18 protein-coding genes and 1 pseudogene are annotated in these 24392 nt (G+C 65.8%); 12 read left to right on the top strand and 7 right to left on the bottom strand.

Translation table 11 applies throughout. The annotated features are described in order from the left end of the window. Window positions 1-132 precede the first annotated feature (132 nt). Window positions 133-1635: an L-piperidine-6-carboxylate dehydrogenase gene (gene amaB, locus DAEP_RS0121020; protein WP_027246081.1), complete on the top strand. Its 1503-nt coding sequence runs from the start codon at window positions 133-135 to the stop codon at window positions 1633-1635. Continuing rightward, the gene (locus tag DAEP_RS0121015) at window positions 1625-2896 is read left to right on the top strand and encodes an NAD(P)/FAD-dependent oxidoreductase (RefSeq protein WP_027246080.1); all 1272 of its coding nucleotides are present in this window, start codon (window positions 1625-1627) and stop codon (window positions 2894-2896) included. The genes amaB and DAEP_RS0121015 overlap by 11 nt, the downstream gene beginning before the upstream one ends. A 31-nt stretch (window positions 2897-2927) precedes the next feature. Here DAEP_RS0121015 and DAEP_RS0121010 read toward each other — a convergent pair whose 3' ends face one another. After that, window positions 2928-3941 (bottom strand): zinc ABC transporter substrate-binding protein, encoded by a 1014-nt coding sequence (locus DAEP_RS0121010; RefSeq protein ID WP_036761536.1) that lies wholly within the window; start codon window positions 3939-3941, stop codon window positions 2928-2930. 99 nt (window positions 3942-4040) lie between these two features. On the opposite strand from DAEP_RS0121010, the gene DAEP_RS0121005 reads away from it, so the two are divergent. Genes DAEP_RS0121005 through DAEP_RS0120995 form a run of 3 tightly spaced genes read left to right on the top strand, consistent with a single transcriptional unit; the run spans window position 4041 to window position 6090 of the window. Next, on the top strand, window positions 4041-4523 hold the full coding sequence (locus DAEP_RS0121005) for a Fur family transcriptional regulator (protein WP_008558390.1): 483 nt from the start codon (window positions 4041-4043) through the stop codon (window positions 4521-4523). Beyond that, window positions 4520-5287, top strand: a complete 768-nt coding sequence (locus DAEP_RS0121000) for an ATP-binding cassette domain-containing protein (protein WP_027246078.1) — start codon at window positions 4520-4522, stop codon at window positions 5285-5287. Before DAEP_RS0121005 ends, DAEP_RS0121000 begins: the two co-directional genes overlap by 4 nt. Next, window positions 5284-6090, top strand: coding sequence for a metal ABC transporter permease (locus tag DAEP_RS0120995; protein WP_008558505.1), 807 nt, complete (start codon window positions 5284-5286; stop codon window positions 6088-6090). The genes DAEP_RS0121000 and DAEP_RS0120995 overlap by 4 nt, the downstream gene beginning before the upstream one ends. 52 nt (window positions 6091-6142) lie before the next feature. On the opposite strand, the gene DAEP_RS0120990 is transcribed toward DAEP_RS0120995, so the two are convergent. Together DAEP_RS0120990 and DAEP_RS0120985 are read right to left on the bottom strand one after the other, a co-directional pair. Beyond that, entirely contained in the window at window positions 6143-8428 is a 2286-nt protein-coding gene (locus DAEP_RS0120990) for a response regulator (protein ID WP_027246077.1), read from the bottom strand. A gap of 18 nt (window positions 8429-8446) precedes the next feature. After that, complete coding sequence (locus DAEP_RS0120985) at window positions 8447-9343, bottom strand: PhnD/SsuA/transferrin family substrate-binding protein (protein WP_027246076.1); 897 nt, start codon at window positions 9341-9343, stop codon at window positions 8447-8449. A gap of 200 nt (window positions 9344-9543) precedes the next feature. On the opposite strand from DAEP_RS0120985, the gene DAEP_RS0120980 reads away from it, so the two are divergent. The 4 genes from DAEP_RS0120980 (at window position 9544) to DAEP_RS0120965 (ending at window position 15242) form a co-directional block, all read left to right on the top strand. Further along, window positions 9544-13611, top strand: coding sequence for a PEP/pyruvate-binding domain-containing protein (locus DAEP_RS0120980; RefSeq protein WP_425411789.1), 4068 nt, complete (start codon window positions 9544-9546; stop codon window positions 13609-13611). 138 nt (window positions 13612-13749) lie between these two features. Continuing rightward, window positions 13750-13986 carry a type II toxin-antitoxin system ParD family antitoxin gene (locus DAEP_RS0120975; RefSeq protein ID WP_027246074.1) on the top strand — a complete coding sequence of 79 codons (237 nt, stop codon included), beginning with the start codon at window positions 13750-13752 and terminating at the stop codon, window positions 13984-13986. Continuing rightward, entirely contained in the window at window positions 13979-14281 is a 303-nt protein-coding gene (locus DAEP_RS0120970; protein WP_027246073.1) for a type II toxin-antitoxin system RelE/ParE family toxin, read from the top strand. The genes DAEP_RS0120975 and DAEP_RS0120970 overlap by 8 nt, the downstream gene beginning before the upstream one ends. A 49-nt stretch (window positions 14282-14330) precedes the next feature. Beyond that, the gene (locus tag DAEP_RS0120965; protein ID WP_027246072.1) at window positions 14331-15242 is read left to right on the top strand and encodes a MurR/RpiR family transcriptional regulator; all 912 of its coding nucleotides are present in this window, start codon (window positions 14331-14333) and stop codon (window positions 15240-15242) included. A gap of 9 nt (window positions 15243-15251) precedes the next feature. Here the strand turns inward: DAEP_RS0120965 and DAEP_RS0120960 are convergent, their stop codons facing one another. The 3 genes from DAEP_RS0120960 to DAEP_RS0120950 form a co-directional block, all read right to left on the bottom strand. Then, window positions 15252-15686 (bottom strand): GFA family protein, encoded by a 435-nt coding sequence (locus tag DAEP_RS0120960; protein ID WP_027246071.1) that lies wholly within the window; start codon window positions 15684-15686, stop codon window positions 15252-15254. A gap of 66 nt (window positions 15687-15752) precedes the next feature. Continuing rightward, window positions 15753-17027 (bottom strand): nucleotide sugar dehydrogenase, encoded by a 1275-nt coding sequence (locus DAEP_RS0120955; protein ID WP_027246070.1) that lies wholly within the window; start codon window positions 17025-17027, stop codon window positions 15753-15755. Between the two features lie 105 nt (window positions 17028-17132). Beyond that, entirely contained in the window at window positions 17133-17816 is a 684-nt protein-coding gene (locus DAEP_RS0120950; protein ID WP_027246069.1) for a hypothetical protein, read from the bottom strand. Between the two features lie 552 nt (window positions 17817-18368). Between DAEP_RS0120950 and DAEP_RS23120 the strand changes: the two are divergent. Beyond that, window positions 18369-19672: pseudogene (locus DAEP_RS23120) on the top strand (AAA family ATPase). Further along, a complete protein-coding gene (locus DAEP_RS0120940; RefSeq protein ID WP_027246068.1) occupies window positions 19669-20796 on the top strand; it encodes a ParB/RepB/Spo0J family partition protein in 1128 nt (375 codons plus the stop codon). The pseudogene DAEP_RS23120 and the gene DAEP_RS0120940 overlap by 4 nt, the downstream one beginning before the upstream one ends. A gap of 559 nt (window positions 20797-21355) precedes the next feature. On the opposite strand, the gene DAEP_RS0120935 is transcribed toward DAEP_RS0120940, so the two are convergent. Then, window positions 21356-22396, bottom strand: a complete 1041-nt coding sequence (locus tag DAEP_RS0120935; RefSeq protein WP_027246067.1) for an OmpA family protein — start codon at window positions 22394-22396, stop codon at window positions 21356-21358. Between the two features lie 202 nt (window positions 22397-22598). Here DAEP_RS0120935 and DAEP_RS0120930 point away from each other — a divergent pair, with 202 nt between their 5' ends. Further along, window positions 22599-24104, top strand: a complete 1506-nt coding sequence (locus DAEP_RS0120930; RefSeq protein ID WP_027246066.1) for a caspase family protein — start codon at window positions 22599-22601, stop codon at window positions 24102-24104. Window positions 24105-24392: the final 288 nt, after the last annotated feature.

Below are 24392 nucleotides of genomic sequence, written 5' to 3'. Positions count from 1 at the left end.
CAGGATTTAGTTTCAATAGCAATCCGCGCCGGAGGGTGCAATTTCTATATCAGACCGACGCCCGGCGGGACATCAGCGCAAAGCAGGCTAAAGTTTTGCTCATGCCTGCCCTCGCATCCAAAGGATTCCGACATGCCCCATTCCGACATTCTCGCCGCTGCCGGCCTCACGCAAGCCGAACTGACCGGCGGCAGCCTTTCCGTCACCACCCCGGTGGACGGCAGCGAAATCGCCCGGCTGAAACCGCACAGCACGGCTGAGGCCGAAGCGCAGATCGCCGCCGCCAAATCCGCCTTCAAATCCTGGCGCCTGGTGCCGGCCCCGCGCCGCGGGGAGCTGGTCCGCCTGCTGGGCGAGGAACTGCGCCGTGAGAAGGAAAACCTCGGCCGCCTCGTCACCCTGGAATGCGGCAAGATCTACCAGGAGGGTTTGGGCGAAGTGCAGGAGATGATCGACATCTGCGACTTCGCGGTTGGCCTCTCGCGCCAGCTTTACGGCCTCACCATCGCCTCCGAACGCCCCGGCCATGCGATGCGCGAAACCTGGCACCCGATGGGGACCTGCGGCATCATCACCGCCTTCAACTTTCCGGTCGCGCCTTGGTGCTGGAACGCGGCGCTGGCGCTGGTCTGCGGCGATCCGGTGATCTGGAAACCGTCGGAGAAAACCCCGCTGACCGCGCTGGCGGTGCAAAAGATCTGCGACCGCGCCATGGCGGCGTTCGGCGGTGACGCCCCCGAGGGCCTCATCCAGGTGCTGATTGGTGAACGCGATCTGGGCGAGGCGCTGACTGCCTCCAAGGACGTCGCCATCATCTCCGCCACCGGCTCGGTCCCGATGGGCAAGGCGGTCTCCGCCGACATGTCGAAACGCCTCGGCCGCACCATTCTGGAGCTGGGCGGCAACAACGCGATGATCGTCGCCCCCTCCGCCGACCTGGAAATGGCCCTGCGCGCCATCGTGTTCTCCGCCGTCGGCACCGCCGGCCAGCGCTGCACCTCCCTGCGCCGCCTGATCGTGCATGAAGACATCTATGACGCGCTGATCCCGCGCCTGATCAAGGCCTACGAGGGCCTGCCGATCGGCGACCCGCTCGCGGACGGCACCCTGGTCGGCCCGCTGATCGACGCCGCCGCGCTGGATGCGATGACCAGCGCACTGGAACGGGCGACATCCGAGGGCGGCACCGTGCATGGCGGCACCCGCGCGCTGGCGGACAGCCACGCGGCGGCGGCCTATGTGCATCCAGCCATTGTCGAGATGCCCGCCCAGACCGCCATCATGCACACCGAAACCTTCGCCCCGATCCTCTATGTGGTGAAATACTCCGATCTGGACCAAGCCATTGAAATGCAGAACGAAGTGCCGCAAGGCTTGTCGTCCTGCATCTTCTCCACCGACGTGCGCGAAACCGAATATTTCCTCTCGGCAGCGGGCTCCGACTGCGGTATTGCCAACGTGAACATCGGCCCCTCCGGCGCGGAAATCGGCGGCGCTTTCGGGGGCGAAAAGGAGACGGGCGGCGGCCGTGAAAGCGGTTCTGATGCCTGGAAAGGGTATATGCGCCGGCAGACCAACACCGTGAACTACTCACGCGAGCTGCCGCTTGCTCAGGGGATCAAGTTTGACATCTGATCTGGCGTCCGGCCTCTGGCACCAAACCTGCCAGGAAACCCCTGCCTTCCCGGAATTCTCCGGGGAGGCCGAGGCCGATCTGGTGGTGATCGGCGGCGGCTACACCGGCTGCTCCGCCGCTTTGAAGGCCGCCGAACTGGGCGCCTCTGTCCACCTGATCGAGGCGGAGGATACCGGCAGCGGCGGCTCCGGCCGCAACGTCGGGCTGGCCAATGCCGGCCTCTGGCTGCCGCCGGAGGACATCAACGCTGCAATAGGCGCAAAGGCCGGCAGCCGCCTGTCGGCCCTGCTGGCCGGCGCGCCGCAGATGGTGTTCGATCTGATCGCAAGACACGCCATTCAATGCGAGCCGGAGCGTAAAGGCACCCTGCACTGCGCCCATGCGCCGTCCGGGCTGAAAGACCTGCAGCGCCGCCACGCCCAGCTTCGCGCCATCGGTGCGCCGGTGGAGCTGCTGCCGCGCGAGGAGGCCGTGCAGCGCACCGGGTCTAACGCCATTCACGGCGCCCTGTTCGACCCGCGCGCGGGCACCATCCAGCCGCTGGCCTACGCCCGCGGCCTCGCCCGCGCCGCCGCTGCGGCAGGCGCCCAGCTGCACACCCGCTCCCCGGCCACCGCCATCCGCCGCGACGGCAGCACTTGGCATGTGGCGACGCCCAAGGGCAGCCTGCGCGCGCGTCACCTGATCATGGCGACCAACGCCTATGCCCGCGACATCAGCGGCTACGGCGCGCCGCGGGTGATCCCGGTCCATTACTTCCAGGCCGCCACCGATCCGCTGCCCGCGGCCTTGCTGGAGAAAATCCTGCCGGGCAAGGAAGGCTGCTGGGACACTGCGCTGGTGATGTCGTCGTGGAGACTGGATCAGGCCGGGCGGCTGGTGATCGGCGGCATGGGAGCACTCAACCACTTCGGCAGCTCTCTGCACCGAAGCTGGCTGCCCCGCAAGCTGGCGGCGCTCTATCCTGAGCTGAAGGATGCCCGGCTCCACAGCCACTGGCACGGCCGCATCGCCATGACCACCGAGCATTTGCCCAAGATCCTGGACCTGCAGGGCGGCTATGCCTGTTTCGGCTATTCGGGCCGCGGCATCGGCCCCGGCACCCTGTTCGGCGCCGCCATGGCCGAGGCGCTGCTGACCGGCGACAGCGCCCGCCTGCCCGTGCCGCCTGCCAAGGATCATGCGATCCCCTTCGCGGGCCTGCGCAGCGCCTACTATGAAACCGGCGCCACCCTGACCCATCTGGTCAGCGACAGATGAAAAAAGCGGGCCGCCCTGGCCCGCCCTTCACTCATTCGCAACCGGCAATCGCACTGCCGATATCCCGCAGAAGCGCTGGATAAAACTGCGGCCCCGGTTCCAGTTTGGCGCCCAGCGGATCCAGCAGCGCGGTGCCTGCTCCGGTTCCGTCCAGCACGGTGGCGACCACGCCCGGATTAAACTGCGGCTCCGAGAACACGCAGGACACCTTGAGATCCGCCACAACGCCGCGCACTTCGGCAATCCGCGCCGGGCTCGGCTTGACCGCATCCCCCAGTGAAATCGCACCGGCCGCGTTCAGGCCAAAACCGCGCTCGAAATACTGATAGGCGTCGTGGAAGACGATGAACTGCTTGGTCCGGAACGGTTCCAGCGACGCCGAGATACTGGCGGCAGCGTCCGCAATCTCCTGCTTGCCGGCCTCTGCATTGGCTTTGTAGGCTGCGGCATTGTCCGGGTCGTGCTCTGCCAGCTCTGCTGCGATCAGGTCCAGCCAGGCCTGTGCATTGGCCGGCAGCAGCCAGGCGTGCGGATCGGCGCCCGCATGACTGTGCCCGTGCGACTCCGCGTGATCGTGATCGTAATCGCCCTCGCGGCTGTCGTGGTCTGCATGATCCTCATGGCCTGCGTGATCATCATGATCGCCATGGTCCTCCTCATGCCCATGGGCCTCAAACCGGGCCCCTTCGCGGAATGCCAGCACTTCGGTGCCTTCCGCCGCCAACAGCTCCACCCGGTGCGCATCGCCCGCCAGTTCCTCCAGCGGGCCTTCCAGCCAGGGGGTCAGCGCCTCGCCCATCCAGAACACCAGATCCGCCTGGTCCAGCGCCTGCGCCTCGGACGGGCGCATCGCATAGCCATGCGGCGACGCCCCCGGCGGCACCACAAGCGCAGGCGCGCCCAGGCCCTGCATCACCCGCGCCACCAGCCCGTGCACAGGGGTGATATCCGCCGCCACCCGCGGCACCTCGGCCCAGGCCCCGCCTGCCCCGGCCAGCAAGGCCGCCGCCGCCGCACCGCTTTTCCACACGCTAGAAGTCCGCATTTTGAGCCTCATGTAATCTTATAACATCACGCGGTTGATAAACGTCATAACATAACATATCAAGAGGCAAATCACCCCGCCTCTCAAAGGACCCGTCAAATGGACTCCATCGGTTTTGAGCCGCACGACCACAGCAGCTGCATTCAGGACTGCATCGCGGCAGTGGACGCCCACTGCCGGGCAGAGGGGCTGCAATTCACCCCCGTGCGCCGCCGGGTGCTGGAAATCCTGCTGCAAGAGCACCGCGCGCTGGGGGCCTATGAAATTCTCGACCGCCTGCGCGAAGAGGGCCTCGGCTCGCAGCCGCCGGTGGCCTACCGCGCCTTGGATTTCCTGGTGAAAAACGGCTTCGCCCACAAGATCGAGCGGCTCAACGCCTTCATCGCCTGCTCCCATCCGGGCGAGACCCACGCTCCGGTTTTCCTGATCTGCCGCGCCTGCGACGCCGTGGCGGAGGCACAGCGCGAACCCACACAGGGCCAGCTGGGCCAGGCCGCCCGCGACGCCGGTTTCGTGATCGAACGCGCGGTGATCGAGGCTGAGGGGCTATGCCCCAAATGCCAGAAGGCCGCCGCCGCATGAGCCTGATCGCCCTGAACAACCTGTCGGTCCGGCACGGCGGCAATACGGTCCTGTCCGGCGTCAGCCTGACCATCGAACCGGGCGAAATCGTCACCGTGGTCGGCCCCAACGGTTCCGGCAAGTCCACCCTGCTGCGCAGCGTGATCGGCGCGCAAAAACCTGCGCGCGGCACTGTCACCCGGGCGCCGGGGCTGCGCATCGGCTATGTGCCGCAGAAACTGCACATCGACCCCACCCTGCCGCTGACGGTGCGCCGCTTCCTCAGCCTGCCGCAGCGGGTGTCTGACGCCCGAGCCGCCGAGGCGCTGGAGCAGGCCGGGGCCGGCGATCTGGCGGCGCGGCAGATGTCGGGCCTCTCCGGCGGCCAGTTCCAGCGGGTGCTGCTGGCCCGCGCGCTTCTGTGCAATCCGCAACTGCTGATCCTGGACGAGGCCACCCAAGGCCTCGATCAGCCCGGCTCCGCCGCCTTTTATCAGCGCATCGAGAAGGTCCGCCAGGAGCTGGGCTGCGCGGTGCTGATGGTCAGCCACGAGCTGCATGTTGTGATGGCGGCCTCCGACCGGGTGATCTGCCTGAACGGCCATGTCTGCTGCGAGGGCGCGCCGGAGCATGTCGCCTCCGCCCCGGAATACCGGGCGCTGTTCGGCACCGGCACCCAGGGCGCGCTGGCGCTCTACCGGCATGAACACAACCACAGCCACGACCACGACTGCGCCCACACCCACGGGAACGGGCACGAGCACTCTCACGAGGCCGCAGAATGACCTTTCTCGACGATTTCCTGATCCGCGCCGCGCTGGCCGGCATCGGCGTGGCGCTGGCCGCCGCGCCCCTGGGCTGTTTCGTGGTCTGGCGCCGGATGGCCTATTTCGGCGATGCCACCGCCCATGCGTCGATCCTGGGGGTGGCGCTGGCGCTCAGCTTTGACGTCTCCGTCTTTGCGGGCGTCCTGGCTACGGCGCTGGCCATGGCCACCACCGTGTCGGCGCTGGCCGGGCGCGGCTATGCGATGGACACGCTGCTGGGCGTGCTGGCGCATTCCTCGCTCGCCTTCGGCTTGGTGGCCGTTTCTTTCCTGCAGGGGGTGCGGATCGACCTGATGGCCTATCTGTTCGGCGACATCCTCGCCGTGGGCCGCGCCGATCTGGCGGTGATCTGGGGCGGCGCGGCGCTGGTGCTGGGGCTGCTGTGGTGGCGCTGGTCCGCCCTGCTGACCGCAACGCTGAACCCCGACCTGGCCCATGCCGCCGGCATTGATCCGCGTCGCGAGCAGATGGTGCTGACCATTGCGCTGGCGCTGGTGGTTGCCGTGGCGATCAAGGTGGTGGGCGTGCTGCTGATCGCGGCAATGCTGCTGATCCCCGCTGCCGCGGCCCGCCCCTTTGCCGCCACGCCGGAGCGGATGGCCGCCATTGCCGCGCTGCTGGGAATGCTGTCGGCCACCGGCGGTTTGCAGCTGGCCTTTGCGCTGGATACCCCGGCCGGACCCAGCATTGTCTGCCTGGCCGCGGCGCTGTTTGCCGCCTCCAGCCTGACCGGGCTGCTGCTGCACCGCCGCCGCGGCTGAGACTGCAGCGGGCAGCGCCCGCAGCCTGACCTGGCAGCCCGCCGCGGCGGGCTCAGCTGCCGGTTTTCTGCAGATCCTGGCGGCCCGCCCATTTGCCGATCGCCTCGGTCAGCGCCTTCTTGTTGATCGGCTTGCTCAGGAAGTCATCCATCCCCGCCTGCAGGCATTTTTCCCGGTGGGTCTGCAGCGCATTGGCGGTGAGCGCCACGATCGGGCATTTGCCGCGGCCGGTCTCGGCCTCGATCCGGCGCATTTCGGCGGTGGCTTCGATCCCGTCCATTTCCGGCATCATCATGTCCATCAGCACGATATCAGGGCGTTCGGCGCGGAAGCGGGCAACCGCTTCGGCGCCGTTGTCGGCGATGCTGATCACCAGCGGCGCATCCTTCAGCATCTTGGTCACCACCAACTGGTTGGTGCGGTTGTCCTCTGCCAGCAGCACTTTCAGCAGCTGCCCTTCCGGCTGCAGCCCGGCCGCCGCCCCGGCGGCGTCCGCCGGTTTCTGCACCGGTCTGCTCAACAGCCGGCTCATCACCTGGCGCAGCTGAACAGCCCGCACCGGCTTCAGCGCAAACTCGCAGGCGCCAAGGGTCTCGCAATCGGCCCGGCACAGGGCATTGTCGACCGAGGACAGGATGATCAGCGGCACGGTTTCAAAGCCGGGCATCGCCCGGATCCGCGCCGCCAGCTCATGCCCGTCCATCGCAGGCATCTGGTAATCCAGCAGAATCACATCGAACCGCCGCCCGTCCAGCTGCGCATCCGACAGGATTTCCAGCCCCTCATGCGCCGAAGCCGCCTGCGTGCAGGCCACGCCCCAAGTGTTGAGCCGTTCCGACAGGATCACCCGGTTCAGCTCCAGGTCATCGACCAGCAGCACGCTGAGCCCGGCAAAGCTGCGCCCGCCGCTGTCCTGTGCCGGCAGGGTCTTTTCAGTGGCCCGCAGCGGGATCTGGATCGTGAAGACGGAGCCCTTGCCCGGCTCCGACTGCACCTCGACCGAGCCACCCATCAGCTCCAGCAGCCGCGACGAGATCGCCAGCCCCAGACCGGTGCCTTCGAAATTGCGGGTGGCCGCATTGTCGGCCTGCTCAAAGGCGCGGAAGATCCGGCCGATCCGGTCCTGCGCGATGCCGATCCCGGTATCGGTCACCTGCAGCCTGACCAGCAGGCCGCCGTCCGGCTGCGCGGTTCCGGTCACTTCGATGAAGACATATCCCTCGCAGGTGAACTTGACGGCATTGCCCGCGATATTGGTGATCACCTGGCGGATCCGCCCGGCGTCGCCCTCGAACAGTTCCGGCAGGGCGGGGTCGTACCGCATGGTGACCTCCACCCCCTTTTCCGCCGCCTTGGGCGACAGCAGGGTCACCACATCCTCGACCGCGGTCTGCAGATTGAACGGGGCGCAGCTGAGCTCCAGCTTGCCGGCCTCGATCTTGGAGAAGTTGAGGATGTCGTTGATGATCGTCAGCAGCGCCGAGCCGGATTTGCCGATGGTCTCCGCATACATCCGCTGGTCGTCGTCCAGCCGGGTTTCCTGCAGCAGCTCCGCCATGCCGATCACACCGTTCATCGGGGTGCGGATCTCGTGGCTCATGTTGGCCAGGAATTCCGACTTGGCGCGGTTGGCGATATCCGCGGCCTCGCGGGCCTGTTCCAGCGCAAACTCGCGCTCATCGCGTTCGGCAAAGGTTTCCTCCAGCACCCCGACCGAGAAGTCCAGCGCCCGGAATTCCCGCGAGGCGAACCAGGGCAGCGGCCGCAGCGGGCTGCGCAGGCCGGCAATCGCATCCGACATCCGCTTGTGGATCATGTGCAGCGGGCGCAGCGCCAGCACATGCACCAGCAGCAAGACCAGCAGCGACAGCGCCAGCACCGGCACCACCGTCCAGATGATGATCTGGCGCACCTTCTCCCGCACCAGCGCCTGGCCGTCGCGCGTCGACCATTTCACCAGCATGGTTCCGAAGGAGGCCCCCTCCAGCTCGATCGGCCGCTCATAGATCACATGGTCGCCGTCCTGCGGCGCATCGGGCGCCTGGGCCGAGGCCAGCAGCTTGCCCGACGGGTTGCGGATCTGGATCGACACGATCTGCGGCTTGCGCGCCACTGCTTCGTGAAGGCCGGTTTCCAGCACCGGCACATCCTCCACGATGATCGCTTCCAGCATCAGCCCGCTCAGCAGCGACACCGTCAGGTCCGCCTGCTCGGTCAGCTGCTGCTCCAGCCGCTGCACCTCCTGGCGCTGCGCCAGATTGCCAACCGCAAAACCGACCGCGGAGGCGGCCAGCAGCAGCGACAGTACGATCTGAAAGAGGATGCCTGTTCGTTTCATGTCTTCAATGCGGCGCCTTTAAAATGCCAGGCTGCGCTCCATTGCCCGGCGGATGATGTCATAATCCTGATCGTCCCCCAGCAGGAACCCGTTCTTCGAAATCCGGCGCACGATCTCCTCGTTCTCCGAGGACAGCATGACCTTGCGCATGGCCTCCAGCACGTTTTCCGGCATCTGCGACGACGCCAGCCAGGGCTTGGTAACATTGTCGAACGAGGCCAGAACCCGGATCGGCACCCCCTTGGCGACCAGCTTCTTATAGGTGCTCTCCTTCAGGGCGCCTGCGGAATACCGGCCTGCGCCCACCGCCTCCCCGACCAGGTCATGACGCCCGAGATAGGCAAATTCATAAAGATCGGCGCTGCTGATACCGGCGTTCAGCAGGTATTCCTGAGCCAGATAGCGGCCGATGGTCGACAGCTCATCCCCGAAGGCAAAACTGAGACCGGCCAGATCCTCCATCGCCTGAACGCTGCTGTCCTTGTGGACCACGATCACCCCCTTGAACCGCTTGCCGCCGTTCTTGGATTCCATCGCGACAATCCGGATGCCCGGGTTTTCCTGCATCACATGCACGTAAGACGCCGGGCCGAAACGGGCGAAATCCACCTCGCCGCTGGCCAGCTGGCGGATCCCCTCGCCGTACTCCTTGGCGATCTTCAGCCGGATCGACACCGGCTCGCCCAGCTCTTCGCTCATGCGTCCGGCGAGGAAGGAGAGAAACGGCTGGTACTTTTTAACCGTTGCAGTAGGTTTATCCGCTGCATAGGTTCCGAAGACCAGTTCAATCCCAGCCTGGCCCGGCCCCGGAAACCACAGCGCAAGGCACGCGGACAGCACAGCAGCCGGTGCCGCTGCCCGCAGCGAGCCCAGGAAAAGCTTAATGATACCAATGATCCACGCAAACAACTTCACGGCTTTAGCCTCCTGACTGACATCGGCTGGCATAGCGGGCGGGCCTTTCCACCCTCGTTACATGCCACATGGTTAAGAATACAATGTTAACGCGCCTCCAATTCTTGGAAAAATTTTGCGGTTCTTTTATTCTCCGTCCTCTATATTAACGGTTCAGTAAGATTTTCGTAATCTTTTAGGCAAATTCGCCACAATTCAGAATGCCCGATAGAACTGGCTCAACAGGAAACGCCGTGAAGAATACCACCTTGCCCCACAGAACCTCAGGGTCCCGCCACCGCTCAGTGCAAATCACTGTGCTGACGGCACTTTTTTCAGCAGTCCCGGTCGCGGCTCTGGCCATCCCCTCGCCGGAGCTGGTCATCGGCTCGGTCTCTTCGCTGTCGCAGGTGCTGGCTGTTGGAATTGCCATGGTTTCCGGCCTCGGCGCTGTCGTTGCGGCAAAACTTGGTTTTACCCCCAAACCGGGCGGAACTCCGCGGCGGTACCCGGTCAAGCTGATTTCTGTGCTCGTTCTGGCGGCCATTGCGCTGGCGGCTGGTAACTATTGGCAGTATTCCTCGCATGAGCAGAAGGAACTGGCAAGACTGCAGGCAACCCTGACCCGGCCGGCGCAGTTTGACGGCACCACCATCAAGGACGCCGCGCTCAAAGAGACCAGCTTCACCAAGCAGGAGGACCATCCGCTGGCGATGAGCACCGCCGAGGCCGCGGCGGCGCTGGAAGACGGCACGACCCTGTTCTACGACATCCGCGAAACCGGCGAGAACGCCATGGGCACCCTGCCCGGCGCGACCCATATCCGCTTTCCGGATTTCGTCCAGAGCCAGCCGGTCAAGCCCGGCCAGAAGGTCGTGCTGTTCTGCCACAACGGCAACCGCAGCTCGGAAACCTGCGCCAAGCTGGCGGCGATGGGCATCGACTGCAGCTTCATCGCCGGCGGCATCGAGAAATGGATCGTCGAGGGGCGCGCGTTCTCCGACAAGGACGTGAAAACCCTCTCCGATCTGCGGGCGATTCCGGACTATCCGGGCAAGGACGTGCTGCTCAGCACCGATGATTTCACGAACCTGCTGACCACCGAGGATTTGCAGATCGTCGACACCCGCTATCCCGGCGACTTTGAAACCGGCCATCTGCCCGGCGCCGTCAACATCCCGATCCGCAAGATGACGACCGCAGACCTGATGGAGCGCATCGCGGAACTGGACCCGGACAAACCCACCATCGCCGCCTGCTATGACCGCCGCAGCTGCTTCATGAGCCAGGTGCTGGGGCTGGAGCTGTCGCAGCAGGGCATCGACTTCCGCGGCCGCTACACCCTGCCCTGGGAATATTTTGTCGCACCCAAGCCAAAGCCGCATGTGCAGGCGTGGCTGGCCGATCAGCAGACCGGCCTCTGGGACAAGGCGATCTCGGCGCTGGCCGCCGCGCTGCTGTGGGTGCATGAGCGCAGCCATATCCTGCTGGGCCTTCTGGCGCTGTCCATCGTGACCCGCATTCTGGTTCTTCCGGTGGCGCTGAAATCCGAACGCGACCAGATCATCACCAATGAAACCGCGGACGAGATGAAGGCGCTGAAGGCGAAACTGGCCCATGACCCGGTGCGCAAGGCGCGCGCGGTGCAGGCGTTCTACGCCGAAAAAGGCCTGACCCCGATGAAGAACCTCACCGCGCTTCTGTTTCTGCCGGTGATGATGCTGGGCGTCTCCGCCGCACAAGAGGCCAGCGCCTCGCTGCAAACCCCGTTCCTGTGGATGGAGGACCTCGGCGCGCCCGATCCACTGTTCATCCTGCCGGTGCTGTTCTGTGCGCTTGCCGCCGTCTACCTGCTCTGGGCCGTGGCCAAGACCAAGCGCCAGAAACTCCTGTGGATGGTGCTGGGCATGCCTGCGCTCTTTGCCATGGTGTTCAGCCTGACCGCGGCCGCCAATGCCTATCTCTGCTTCAGCCTGACGCTCCTGCTGGTGCAGCGCGCCTATGTCACCGGCATGCACCGCACGCTGGCTGAAGCGGTGTCGCTGCGCGCCCACAAGCGCCGCCTTGCCAAGCTGCCGCGCGGCGTGATCCCGATGGGCTACACCGAAGAACTGGAGCACGCCGGCAACAAGGCCCTGCGCCTGTCGATCCTGCGCAACGCCGGCCTGCCGGTGCCCGGCGGCGTGATCGTGCGCTCCGATGCGATCCACGACTACCGCGAAATGTCCGATGCGAAAAAAGACGCCTTTGCCGCCAGGGTCTTTGCCCTTGCAGGCGGCAAGCCGGTCGCCGTGCGCTCCTCCGCCAGCAACGAGGACGGCCACGATCAAAGCTTCGCAGGCGTCTTTGAATCCGTGCTCGACGTGACCGCGGACACCATGCGCGCGGCGCTGGACGAAGTTGTTACCAGCTTCTCGTCCGAACGTGCCGCCAGCTACTCCGGCGAGGGCGACAGCACAGATCAGGGCAACATCGTGGTGCAGGAAATGGTGCAGGCCGAATACGCCGGCGTCCTCTTCACCCAGGACCCGATGGCCCCCGGCATGGCCATGATCGAATGGGTCGAGGGCTGCGGCGAGGATCTTGTGTCCGGCCGCGTCACCCCGACCTCCTTGCGCTTTGGCCGCTACACCGGCCTGCCGGCGGATGCCGATCAGGACCAGACCCTGGACATGGCGCCGCTGCTGGCCCTTGGAAAGCAGATCGAGGAGACCTTCGGCTGCCCGCAGGACGTGGAATGGGCCTATGCAAACGGCCAGTTCCAGATCGTCCAGAGCCGCGACATCACCACGCTGTCCCTGGGCACCGAGCAGGAACAGACCCGCCTCGCCGAATGGCGCGATCTGCTGGACCGCTACGCCGGTGCGGACCCGGACCAGATCATTCTGGAACAGGACGAAATGTCCGAGGTCCTGCCCCGCCCCACCCCGCTCTCCTTCTCGCTGATGAGCGAGCTGTGGGCGCCGGGCGGCAGCGTTGACCTGGCCTGCCGCGAGCTGGGCGTGCCCTATGGCCTGCCGGAAGGGCGCGACGGCCATCTGGTCAACCTGTTCGGCAAGACCTACGTCGATGTGGCGCTAAAACAGGGCATGACGCTCAAGCTCACCGCCGCCAAGGCCAAGCAGCTGCGCAAGCAGGCGCACCCGATGATCACCCGCTTCCGCGGCGAGGTGATGCCGGAGCTGAAGAACAAGCTGGCGATCTGGCAGGCGGTGGATTACGCCGCCCTGCCCCAGGACAAGCTGCTGGAGGCGATCTCCACCCTCAAGGACATGTTCATCCGCGAGGTCTATCTGGAGGCCGAGAAGATCAACATCCTGGCAGGCTTCACCATGGGCGAGGCCGGCACGGCAGCGGCTGGCGATCCGGCCCTGCGCGCGCACCTGATGCACGCGGACCTGCCCAACGCGCCCTCCAGCCTGCTCGCCTCCTGCACCGGAAGGGATGCCCAGGCCCGCGCCACGCAGCTGATGGGGCACCGTTCGATCTTCGACTATGAGCTGTCCTCGCCCCGCTACAGAGAGGCGCCGGCGCTGCTGGAATCGCTGCTTACCAACACGGTGGAGCCGATCGGGTCCGTCCCGGTTCCGGCCAACCTGCCGGATGAGCTGGACGATACCATCGGCATCGCCATCGCCTACCAGGACCTCAAGGAGCAGGCCAAGCACGAGGCCCTGCGCGTCGTCGCCGAACTGCGCCGCGCCCTGTTGGCGCTGGGGCAGATCAGCGGGCTGGGGGATCTGGTGTTCAGCCTCACCTTCGACGAGGTTCTGTCCGGCAACTGGTCCGCACCCGCGCAGCTGCGCGCCCTGGCAGAGGCCCGCGCCGCCAAGGAGGAGCTGCGCAAGAAATCCGCCCCCACGGACGTCACCCTCACCCTGCGCGACTGCGAACTGCTGTCGCTCGGCGCCCAGGCCAAGGCGGCCGGCGGCACCATGGGCGGCACCTGCGTCGCGGGCAGCGGCAGCGCCACCGCCCGGGTGTTCTGGATGGAAGACGACAGCTGCATCGACCCGGCTGCGTTTGCAGACTTCGAGGACGGCGACATTCTGGTCTGCCGCATGGTCAACCCGGCCTGGCTTCCTTATGTCCAGCGCTCTGGCGCTGTGCTCAGCGAGGTCGGCGGCTGGCTCAGCCACATGGCCATCGTTGCCCGCGAAAAGGACGTCCTGATGCTGGTCGCATGCAAGGGTCTCGACAGCCTCAGCCACGGCGAGAAGGTGACCGTCAGCGAAGACGGCAGCATTGAGCCGCTGGAAGAGAAAGGCCTCAAGGTGGTCTCGGCCTGATCCAACCGGACAGCAACAACCAAAAGCCCGCAGCATCTAGCTGCGGGCTTTTTGCGTCAGGCGGGCAACCTTCCCGCTTCCTCTCTTGCACTTTTGGCAAAGATTGCCATATCCTGTGGCAGCGAAAGGAACCCGCCCATGGCCACCATGAACGTCTCCCTGCCGGACCAGATGAAGGATTGGGTCGAGGAACGCGCCCGCACCGGCACCTATGCCAACTCCAGCGACTATGTCCGCGACCTGATCCGCCGCGACCAGGCCCGCGCCGCCGCCATTGCCGAACTGCAAACCGCCATTGATGCAGGCCTCGCCAGCGGCCCGTCCGAGGCGCTGACCGCCGAAGCTTTCAAGGCTGCCATGCGCCGCAATGGCTGAGCCGCGCTGGCGGATCCGCCCCGCCGCCCGCGCCGACCTTGCCGCCATCTGGCGCTATGGCCAGCACACCTGGGGCGCGGCGCAGGCAGACGCCTATACAGACAGCCTGTTTGCCCTGTTCGACCTGCTGGCGGACTTCCTGGAAATGGCCCGCGAACGGGCAGAGTTCACCCCGCCGGTCCGTATCCACCCCTCCGGCGCGCATCTGGTGATCTACCGGCTGGAACACGGCCGCCCCGAGATCCTTCGCATCCTGCACGCCCGCCAGGACCTGATGGCGTTCCTGTCGGAATAACAGCCGTTCCGCCCTTGTCATTTTCCGCACATCTGCTCTGATACGGCGCATGGACCCGCATCTCGACCCCCGGAAAACCGCCCGGCTGATCCAGCACCTTAAGGACCGGATGGACAGCCTGCCGCCCAAGCTCAAGGCGGCGGCGAAATACGTGATCGACAACCCCGGCGACTTCGGCCTCGACACCGTGCGCACCTCGGCCCAAAGGACCGGCATCAGCGCCAACGGGTTTGTGCGCCTCGCCCAGCACCTGGGATTTGACACGTTCGAGGCCTTCCGCGCCCCCTTCCGCGCCGCCCTCACCACCGCGCATGAGGCAGACCTTGGCCAGGACTGGCTGGAGCGCATGGCCGGCGAAGGCCCCGCAGGCGCGCTGCAGGCGGCGGCGGCGCGCAACCAGCTCAATATCACCTCCCGCTCGCTGCGGCTGATGACGGCCGGGCGGACGCAGGCGATCGTGGACGCTCTGACGTCCGCCCGCCGCAGCTATGTCACCGCCACCCGGTCGTCCTACGCGCTGGCCTACTATTTCCACTACGTCGGCCGTATGGCCTTGCCCTCGCTGGAGCTGGTCCCCCGCCACATGGGGGCCGCGCTGGATGACCTTCTGGACATCGGCCCCGGAGACTGCCTGGTCGCCATCACCTTCGCCCCCTACTCCGCCGGCACCATCCAGGCGCTGCGGCTGGCGGGGGAGCGCGGCGCATCGGTGATCCTGATCTCCGACAGCGAGGTGATCGCCCCCGGCATCCGCACCGACCATGTGCTGGCCGTGGCCGCCAACTCGCTGCACCCGTTCGGCGCCATCGGCGGCGCGATGGCGGTGCTGGAATGCCTGCTCACCCATCTGATCGCTGCCGGCGGCGAGGACGCCCGGCGCCGGATCGAAGCCTACGACGCCCTGCGCCAGGACAGCGGCGCCTATTGGAGCGGCCCGAAGCTGCCGCGGGTCGGCAGCTGACGCCTGCCCTCAGACATCGCCGTCAATGAACGGGTTTTGCGCCTCCCATTCATCCCGGGTGGCGCGCTTGTGGCCGCCCTCCAGCCGCACCGATGCCATCGCCCGGTCGGCGTAGATCTCCGACCTGAGCGGCCACGCCAGCGCGGCATCAAACAGCCCCGGCATCAGATCATAGGCTTCCCCGTCCTTGTCCACGTCCCGCATCCACAGATGCGATCCGCAGGTGCTGCAAAAGGCCCGCTCGGCAAAGGCAGAGGATTGGTAGCGCGAGACCGGCCCCTCCACCGTCACCGCCGCTGCATCGGCCTCGAAACATAAGAACAGCCCGCCGCTCCAGCGCTGGCACATGCGGCAATGGCAGGCCCCGGCGCGCGGATCATGCGCGCCCTCCACACGGATTTTCACCGCGCCGCACAGGCAGCGGCCTTCCAGCACGTCACTCATGACTGACCTCCTTGCCACGATGAGCAAGGATACAGCAATTCGAGGATGAGCGGGAGAATTCCCCGGTTAGAGCCGCAAATCCGCCTCCTCCGGCGCCAGCACGTATTTCAGGTCATAGACCAGCGCGCCCTCCGCCCCCAAGGCACGGACCGCTTCCGCCCCCATCGCGCGGAACTCCGAATGCGCGACGGCCAGCACAATCCCGGCATAGGCCCCCTGCCCCGGCTCGGCCAGCAGCGAAATGCCATATTCCTCCTGCGCCTCTGCCGGGTCGGCATGGGGATCGTGGACATCCACCACAGCCCCGTACTGCTGCAGCTCCCGCACCACATCAATCACCCGCGTGTTGCGCAGATCCGGGCAGTTCTCCTTGAACGTCAGCCCCATCACCAGCACCCGCGCGCCCGCCACCGGAAGCCCGCGTTTCAGCATCGCCTTGACCATCTCACCGGCAACATAGGCGCCCATGCCGTCATTCAGGCGGCGGCCGGCCAGCAGGATCTCCGGGTGATAGCCCAGCTGCTCTGCCTTATGCGTCAGGTAATAGGGGTCCACCCCGATGCAGTGGCCGCCCACCAAACCGGGGCGGAACGGCAGGAAGTTCCACTTGGTGCCCGCCGCTTCCAGAACCGCCTGAGTGTCGATCCCCATCTTGTTGAAGATCTTGGCCAGCTCATTGACCAGCGCGATGTTGATATCCCGCTGGCTGTTCTCGATCACCTTCGCGGCCTCTGCCACACGTATGCTGGCGGCCTTGTGGGTGCCCGCCGCCACCACCTCGCGGTAGAGCGCATCCACCCGCTCCGCCACCACTGGCGTGGAGCCGGAGGTCACCTTCACCACATCCTTCAGCCGCCGCTGCTTGTCGCCGGGGTTGATCCGCTCCGGGCTGTAGCCGGCAAAGAAATCCGCGTTGAATTTCAAACCCGAACGCGCTTCCAGCACCGGCACGCAGTCTTCCTCGGTGGCGCCGGGATAGACGGTGGATTCATAGATCACCAGATCACCGGCTTTGAGCACCCCGCCAACAATGGCCGAAGCCGCCAGCAGCGGGCGCAGATCGGGACGGTGGCTGGCGTCCACCGGCGTCGGCACAGTGACGATGTAAATGGAGCAATCCGCAATCTCTGCCGGGTCCGACGTGAATTTCAGAAACTCCGCAGCGGCCAGCTCCTGCGGCTCCAGCTCGCGGGTCCGGTCCTCGCCCCGGCGCAGCTCCGCGATGCGGCCCGGATCTATGTCGAACCCGATGACCTCGCGGTACTGCCCGAATGCGGCCGCCAGCGGCAGCCCCACATAGCCAAGGCCGATGATACAGATCCTGTCCTGCGCGCCGTTCATTCCGGGCTGCTCCTTGTTCCGCGGGGCCGTTCGTTCCAGGCCCCCTGCCCGCCCACATAAGCCCCTGCCCCCAAGGGGTTCAACCATATGGGCCAAGTTTCGGCCTCACGCCTCCACAACAATGGCGGAGACTTCGCCATCCACATCGCGGCAAGCCGCCAGCAAGCGCGGCATCAGATGCGCCATGACATAGTTCGCATGGAACCGGCTCGGTGCCTTCAGCATCAGCCTGCCCCCTGCCCGGCCCGCGCGCTCCAGCCCCTGCACCCAGGAGGCATAGTTGGCGGGATCCTCCGCATGCAGCACCGCCTTGGCCAGGCTCCATTCACTGCCGTCCGACACATCCGGCGCAGGCGGCACCGCGCCGGGGCGCAGCGGCACCACATTCGGCGCCGGCTCGTCCGCCCCTTGCATCCGGTGCTCGAAGTCCGGCCCGACCGCCCCCCAGCGCTCCTGGGTATCCGCCAGCAGCCGCTCCAGATCAATGCCGTACTCGGTGACCCGCCCGCGCGCGCCCTGGCGTTTCACCACCAGCCAGCCCATGCCGCGCAGCTTCGCCATCTCGCGCTTCACCGTGCGCTCGTCCACGTCCCACAGCCGGGCGATCTCCCGCTGCCCGACGGCCAGTTCATCGCGCTGCCAGTTGTAGCGCGCGGTCATCAGTGTCATGAAACGCAGAACCAGCCTCTGCGCCCCCTTGCCCTGGGCAAGCGCATAAGCCCCCATCGCCGTGAGGATGTCATATTTCAGCGCAGAGGCGTTGCGCCCCGCAGGCCGTTTGGCAAGCATTGCTGCCCCCGTTTCTCCCCCCTGCCCTCCTGGGCCGGGATGTGCTGCCTCAAGTGCTCCCGGATGGTTTGCCGGGAATTACGCTGGCCGGTTTGGCTCCGAACTCAACGCTATTCGTTTGTTGTATCCGATTTGCGTCCGGAATTCCGATTCTGTCAAGCGCCGGCGGGAATTGAATTCAGACCCAATCCCTTTTTCGAAAGAAAAATTGGTATCAATGGTATGGGGGGACATCCTGAGTGTCCCCTATTCGCGCGGAAATGTCCCCCAATCTGCAGTGTTCCGGTCTGAGGTGTCCCCCTAAATCTGGCGTCTGAACCCCAGAAAAATCCAATGAAACGAATCGTTTGGCCGGGGCCTTCCGAATCGCCCAGGCCCTTGTGCTGCTGGGCCTTTTGCAAATGTGTCCCCGCGGGGACAGGACGCTCTTTCCAACCATATTAGCTTTTGCGTTTTTTGCAAATTCGGCGTAAATGGATATTGAGGCTGAATTAGCGTCCGCAAGAAATGGGCGCTGTAAAAAACAACACCGTGTGAGGCTAAGGAGCAGCGATGTTTACGCACGAAGACCTGTCCAAGATGCAGGCCCAATCTCTCAAGATGCAAAGCTGGATCCGCCAGCAGACCTTCTCCCCCGAACTGGAAAAGACCCTGCGCCGGTTCTCCTCCTGGGAGGTGGCGGAGCTGATCTTCCGCGTCAACCAGTCGACCCTGCGGGGACGGCTCGCCACCGACCCCTCGCTGCCCCAGGGCCATGTCGAGGAGGACGGCCGCCAGCGCTGGTATTCGCTGGACGAGATCAACGAGCTGCGCCGCCGCATCAAGATCAACCGCAAATCGCTGCTGCCCAAGCGCCCCGCGGGGAAACGGGCGCTGCGGGTGGCGATCTCCAACTTCAAGGGCGGCGCCGGCAAATCCACCGTTGCCCTGCACTTCGCCCATGCCGCGGCGCTGGACGGCTACCGGGTGCTGTGTGTCGACTTCGACCCGCAGGCCACCCTGTCGCACTCCATGGGCCTCAGCGACGTCACCGAGGACTACACCGTCTGGGGCATCATGGCCCGCGACCTGGTGCGCGAGACGGAACGGATGAACGCGGTATCGCAAGGCGCCGAGTCCGGCACCGCCCTGCCCCAGCGCCAGCTCCCCGACGCGATCACCGGCATGGGGCTGCAGGACCTGCGGGTCAGCGATTTCGTCAAGCCGACCAGCTGCCCACCATCGACATCATCCCGTCCTGCGCCAACGCGGCCTTCGTGGAATTCGCCTCCGCCCAGTACCGCCACTTGAACCCGGAATGGTCGTTCTTCGCCGCGGTCTCCCGCTACCTCGACCAGCTCCCGGCCGAGGACTACGACCTGATGATCTTCGACTGCCCGCCCGCCATCGGCTACCAGTCGATGAACGCGGTCTTCGCCGCTGACATGCTCTATATCCCCTCCGGCCCCGGCTACTGGGAGTATGACTCCACCACCTCCTTCATCGGCCAGCTCTCTGAGGCGCTGGAGGATCTGTCGGCGTTTAACGGTGTTGTCCCCGCGGGGACATTTGCTCTGCCGAAGGTTTTCCAGGACGTCCGCTTCCTCCTCACCCGTTACGAAAGCGGTAACGATTTGCACCGTGCGATGCGTTCGGCATTTATGAAGGTGTTCGAGGGTAGAATGACCGAGCACCCGATCGAGATGACCCGCGCAGTCGAGCAATCGGGCCGCTTCCTGAGTTCGATCTACGAAATCGATTACCGGGACATGACACGCGAAACCTGGCGCCGTGCGCGGGCGTCGTTTGATCAGGCCTATGACGAATTCAAGGCCTACGCGCTGGAAGCCTGGGAAAATCTGGAGGATGAGGCATGAGCAAACGCAGAGTCTTCGACATCGACTTCCCGACTGAACCAAACGACCCCTCCGAACCAAAGACGCCCCCCGCGGAGACCGCCGTCCAGAAGCCGGACCAACGGATGCGCAAACCGTCTGAAGCGCGCCGCGGGCCGATGGCCACCGCGATCTCCGAGAACGCCGATGCGTTGCGCACCCGTGCCGAGGCGGAAATGAAGATCCGCGCTGAGAACGACCGGCTGGCGCATGAGTTCGTGCGGCTGAAGAAGCTGGGCCTGGTGGTCGACCGGATTCCGATTGGCCGGATCGGCATGCAGAAGCTGGTCCGCGACCGCAAGGAAGGGCGCGATCCGGAGCTGGATGAGCTGAAGGCCTCCATCAAATCCATTGGCCTGTCCAACCCGATCCGGGTCGAGGAAAACGAAGACGGCACCTATGAGCTGATCCAGGGCTACCGCCGGATGCGGGCCTATCTGGAGCTGCTCAGTGAAACGGGGGACGAAATCTACGGCCATATCCCCGCAGGTTTGGTGGCCAAGGGCGACAGTCTGCAGAGCCTTTACCGCCGGATGGTGGATGAGAACCTGGTGCGCCGCGACATCTCCTTCGCCGAAATGGCGCAGCTGGCGCTGCGCTATGCCGAAGACACCGGCACCGGCGCGGAGACCATCGAGGATGCGGTGAACGACCTTTACGCCTCTGCGGGCCGGCAGAAGCGGATCTACATCCGCCATTTTGCCCAAGTGCTGAAGGCCGTGGGGGATGCGCTGAAACACCCGGAGGCGATCCCGCGGGCCCTGGGGCTGGACTTGAAGAAACGCCTGGAAGCCGATGCGATGAACGCCCAGGTGCTGCGCGACGCGCTGGCGCGGGTGAAGCCGCAGAGTGAAGAGGCAGAGCTGGAGGTGCTGCGCAGCTTCGCCGAGGGCAAGCGCAAGAACGCCCCCCGCACTCCCGCTGCGCCGCGCGCCGGCGTGGCCAAGACCACCCTGCGCTGCACTGTCCCCGCGGGGACAGTTCGCTGTCAGGCGCGCGACGGCAAGATCGAAATGGCGATGGAGCGCGACTTCTCGGAAATCGACCGGCACAAGCTGGAAGACGCCATCGCAGCCTTCTTTGCGGCGCTGGAAGACCCGTCCTGACGGGTTTGTCCCCGCGGGGACAGTGGCCGAAAACAACCGGGGCCCGGCAGAAATGCCGGGCCCTTTTCATATCTGCGGCCGCAATTGCGGGAGGTTTTCACGCGCTGTCCCCGCGGGGACAGCACCGGCGGCCTGTCCCGCCGCAGCCCGCGGAGCAGGGCCGGATCAGGGGATTTCGAACCCATTTTGCGCTGCTGTCCCCGCGGGGACAACACGCGGCTTGCGGCGGCAAAGGGCGGAACAGCCCCTCCAGCACTTTGGCGCTCACTCGCCGGGCGGCTCGGTGGACTGCTGTCTAACGCCTGAACCCGGAGGTGTCCCCGCGGGGACAGCCAAAGATTTTCCTGACGGCACCGGGCCCGGCAAAAGAAAAGGCCCGGCGGCAGGGGCCGGGCCTTGCATGTTTTCAGAGGCTGTCCCCGCGGGGACAGGGCCGGAAAACTTCTTGTGGCCCCCAGAGGCGAAACAACAAAAGACCCGGTTCGGGGCCGGGTCTTCGGTTGTTTTCTGCGGCTGTCCCCGCGGGGACAGCTATGGATTTTCAGGCGTGGCCGGTTGTTCAGTTCAAAACCTTGAACTCGATCCGCCGGTTCTTGGCCCGGTTCTGCGCGGTGTTGTTGGGCACCAGCGGCGTCGTCTCGCCATAGCCGACGGCCACCAGGCGCTCCGCCGGGATGCCCTTCTGCTGAAGATACTGGTTCACCGCCGCTGCGCGTTTTTCGCTCAATGCCATGTTCCAGGCTGCTTTGCCCTGGCTGTCGGTGTGGCCGCCGACCTCGACAATCATGCCCGGGCAGCGGCGGATGATGTCCGACAGGCTGTTGAGGAAGTCGCGGGAACTGGCGTCGAGCCGGGCGGTGGAAGGGGCGAAGTTGACGCTGCGGCCCTGTGACAGGATTTCGAACCGGCCGGTGCAGGCCTCGCGGCTGAAATCGCCGCTGGCCTCCAGCGCTGCGGCGGCGCCTGCGGTCACTGTCCCCGCGGGGACAGAGGCGGTGCCGGGCGCGGTGCGGTCAAACAGCAGATCCAGGCTGACCAGGCCCACGGGGGTGATGGTGACGCCCGCCGCTTCCTCCAGCTTTTCGCGGCCGGGGTTCAGCGCAAAGTCCTCCAGCTTGAGGATGACCGGCTGCACGGTGGCCACGGCAACGCGGTCCTTGCCCAGCAGGGTTACCGCTACCGGCACGGTCAGCTGCGCGTCGATCCCATGCAGCGACAGGGTGACCGGCAGCTCGACCTGCTTTCGCTGCACTGCAGCAAGATCGGCGATCTGGTCCGGGCTGATGCGGGCGGTGATGGTGGCCTCGGGGTAGGTGAAGGTTTCGAAGAACAGGAACCGCATCCGCACGTTGCGCAGGTCGATGGAGGTGTCGACGGAATCCAGCGCGATGCGGATTTCGGCATCGCCCTGTTCGGAGATGCTGCCGGAGAAGGCGGCGAAGCGGCTCGACTCCGCAATGCTGCCCTTCTTGATGGATATGAAGCGGATGGCCGAGGATTCAGTGTCGAGCTGCCAGCCGTGCTCAAACGGGCCGGAGGCCAGGGCTGGACGGAGGAGTATAAGAAAAACTGTTAATATTGAAAGGGTTAAGCGGAGCATGCGCGATCCATTCAGGTTGGCGGACGGGGAGTCCCGGCCCCGCGGGCGGGGCGGAAGATACCCGAGCAGTCTAACAGCAGGGTTGCTGCATGGCGCAAGGGACGCGATAGTTTGGTAACGAAATACCCTTAATAACCGGGAAGCTGGTCCGGGCACGTCAACCGGGGCAAGGAAGTGGAGCAGGCGCGTGCGAATTTTCGGGATGTGGATCCGGCTGGCAGTTCTGGCCGCCGCGGTGCTGGGCCTTGCCAGGGCCGCCTGGGCGGAGGAGCGGCTGGCGCTGGTGATCGGCAATTCGGCCTACGGGTCGGTGCAGCCGCTGGACAACCCGGGGCGTGATGCCCGGCTGATGGCTGAGACGCTGGAGCGGCTGGGCTTTGACGTCACCCTGGCGGTGGATGCGCCGCAGCTTGAGATGAAGCGCGCGATTGCCCGGTTCGGACGCAGGCTGCGCGGGGCAGGGGAGGATGCGACGGGCCTGTTCTACTATGCCGGCCACGGGGTGCAGAGCTTTGGCAGCAACTATCTTTTGCCGGTCGATGTGGCGCTGTCGGATGCCGCCGATCTGGACCTGATGGCGGTGGAGGCGCAGTCGGTCTTGCGGCAGATGGCCTCGGCCCGCAACCGCACCAATATCGTGATCCTGGATGCCTGCCGCAACAACCCGTTTAAGGCGGTGGCGGATCTGAACGAACGCGGCCTGGCGGAGATGAAGGCGCCGACCGGGACCTTTTTGGCCTACGCTACCGCGCCGGGGGAGGTGGCACTGGACGGGGAGGGGGAGAACAGCCCGTTCACCGAGGCGCTGGCGCGTGAGATCGTGGTGCCCGGGGCGCCGGTGGAGCAGGTGTTCAAACAGGTGCGCCGGGCAGTGCTGGAGCAGAGCGGCGGCGGCCAGACGCCCTGGGACACGTCTTCGCTGGTCAGTGACTTCACCTTTGCCGCGGCAGAGCCGGAAGCGGTGATGAGCGCCGCGGAGATCGAGGAGGCGCAGATCTGGCGCTCCGTGAAGGCGTCGCGCGATGCGATGCAGATCATGCTGTTCCTGCGCGGCTACGGCAGCGGGAAATATGCAGATGAGGCGCGGGCGCTGCTGGCCAGCCTGATGGAAGAGGAATTGCACGGCGGCGCAGGCGCTGCGGTTACGGCCGCCCCGGCCGCCCCGGCAGAGCCTGCGCCCGCTGTTGCGGCTGCGGATGCCGAAACGGCGATGTTCCAGGCGGCACAGGGCGATGGCAGCAAGGCAGCCTTTGAGGCCTATCTGATGGCCTACCCGGAGGGCCGGTTTGCCGAGTTGGCCGCCGCCGAGGTTGCGGCGCTGGCCGCCGGGGCAGGCCAGGACCCGCAGGCCGGCGCGGACACTCCGCCAGCCGCGGCTGAGGACGCCCCTGCGGCGGTGGCGCTGGCGGAAACCGGGCCGATCACCTATGCCAGCCCGCTGGACACCGATGCGGCGGCGCTCTCCGGCCTGACGCTGGCCGAGGCGGTGACCCGGTCGCCGTCGTTTCCGCCGGTCGAAGGGCTGCCGGAAAGCTATTGGAAGGACCAGTCCTGCAGCAGCTGCCATCAATGGACGCGGGAGCGGCTGTGCACGCAGGGAAACACTTACCTGAGCCTCAACATGCAGCGTTCCTTGGGCAAGCAGCATCCGTTTGGCGGGGCGCTGAAACAGGCGCTGAAGAGCTGGGCGGCGGGCGGCTGCCAGTAGGTCTGCGGGCTTTGATCCAGCAGGGCAGGGGAGGGCTCCCGCCTGCTGCGGCGCATTTCAGGAAATGCGCCTTCCCAGTTGGGCGTGGCGCTGTGCGGCGCACAGCGCGGAGCGCTTCAGGAGCTGACGGACTGCCAGACAGGAACGTGATTTCCGTTTGCTGAGAAGTGCTTGAGGGCAGGTTTGCCCTTCAGGCGTTTGCCACAGGCCATGCCGCCTCCATCCGCCTTTGGGGGCGTGCGCGCGGCGCGTCAGCGCAGCGCCGGGCCCAAGGCCGCGAAGGCCTGG

Source organism: Leisingera daeponensis DSM 23529, from assembly GCF_000473145.1.
In the GTDB taxonomy this organism is placed as follows: domain Bacteria; phylum Pseudomonadota; class Alphaproteobacteria; order Rhodobacterales; family Rhodobacteraceae; genus Leisingera; species Leisingera daeponensis.
The sequence above is the reverse complement of the archived record's forward strand: the minus strand, read 5'-3'. Positions and strand labels throughout refer to the sequence as shown.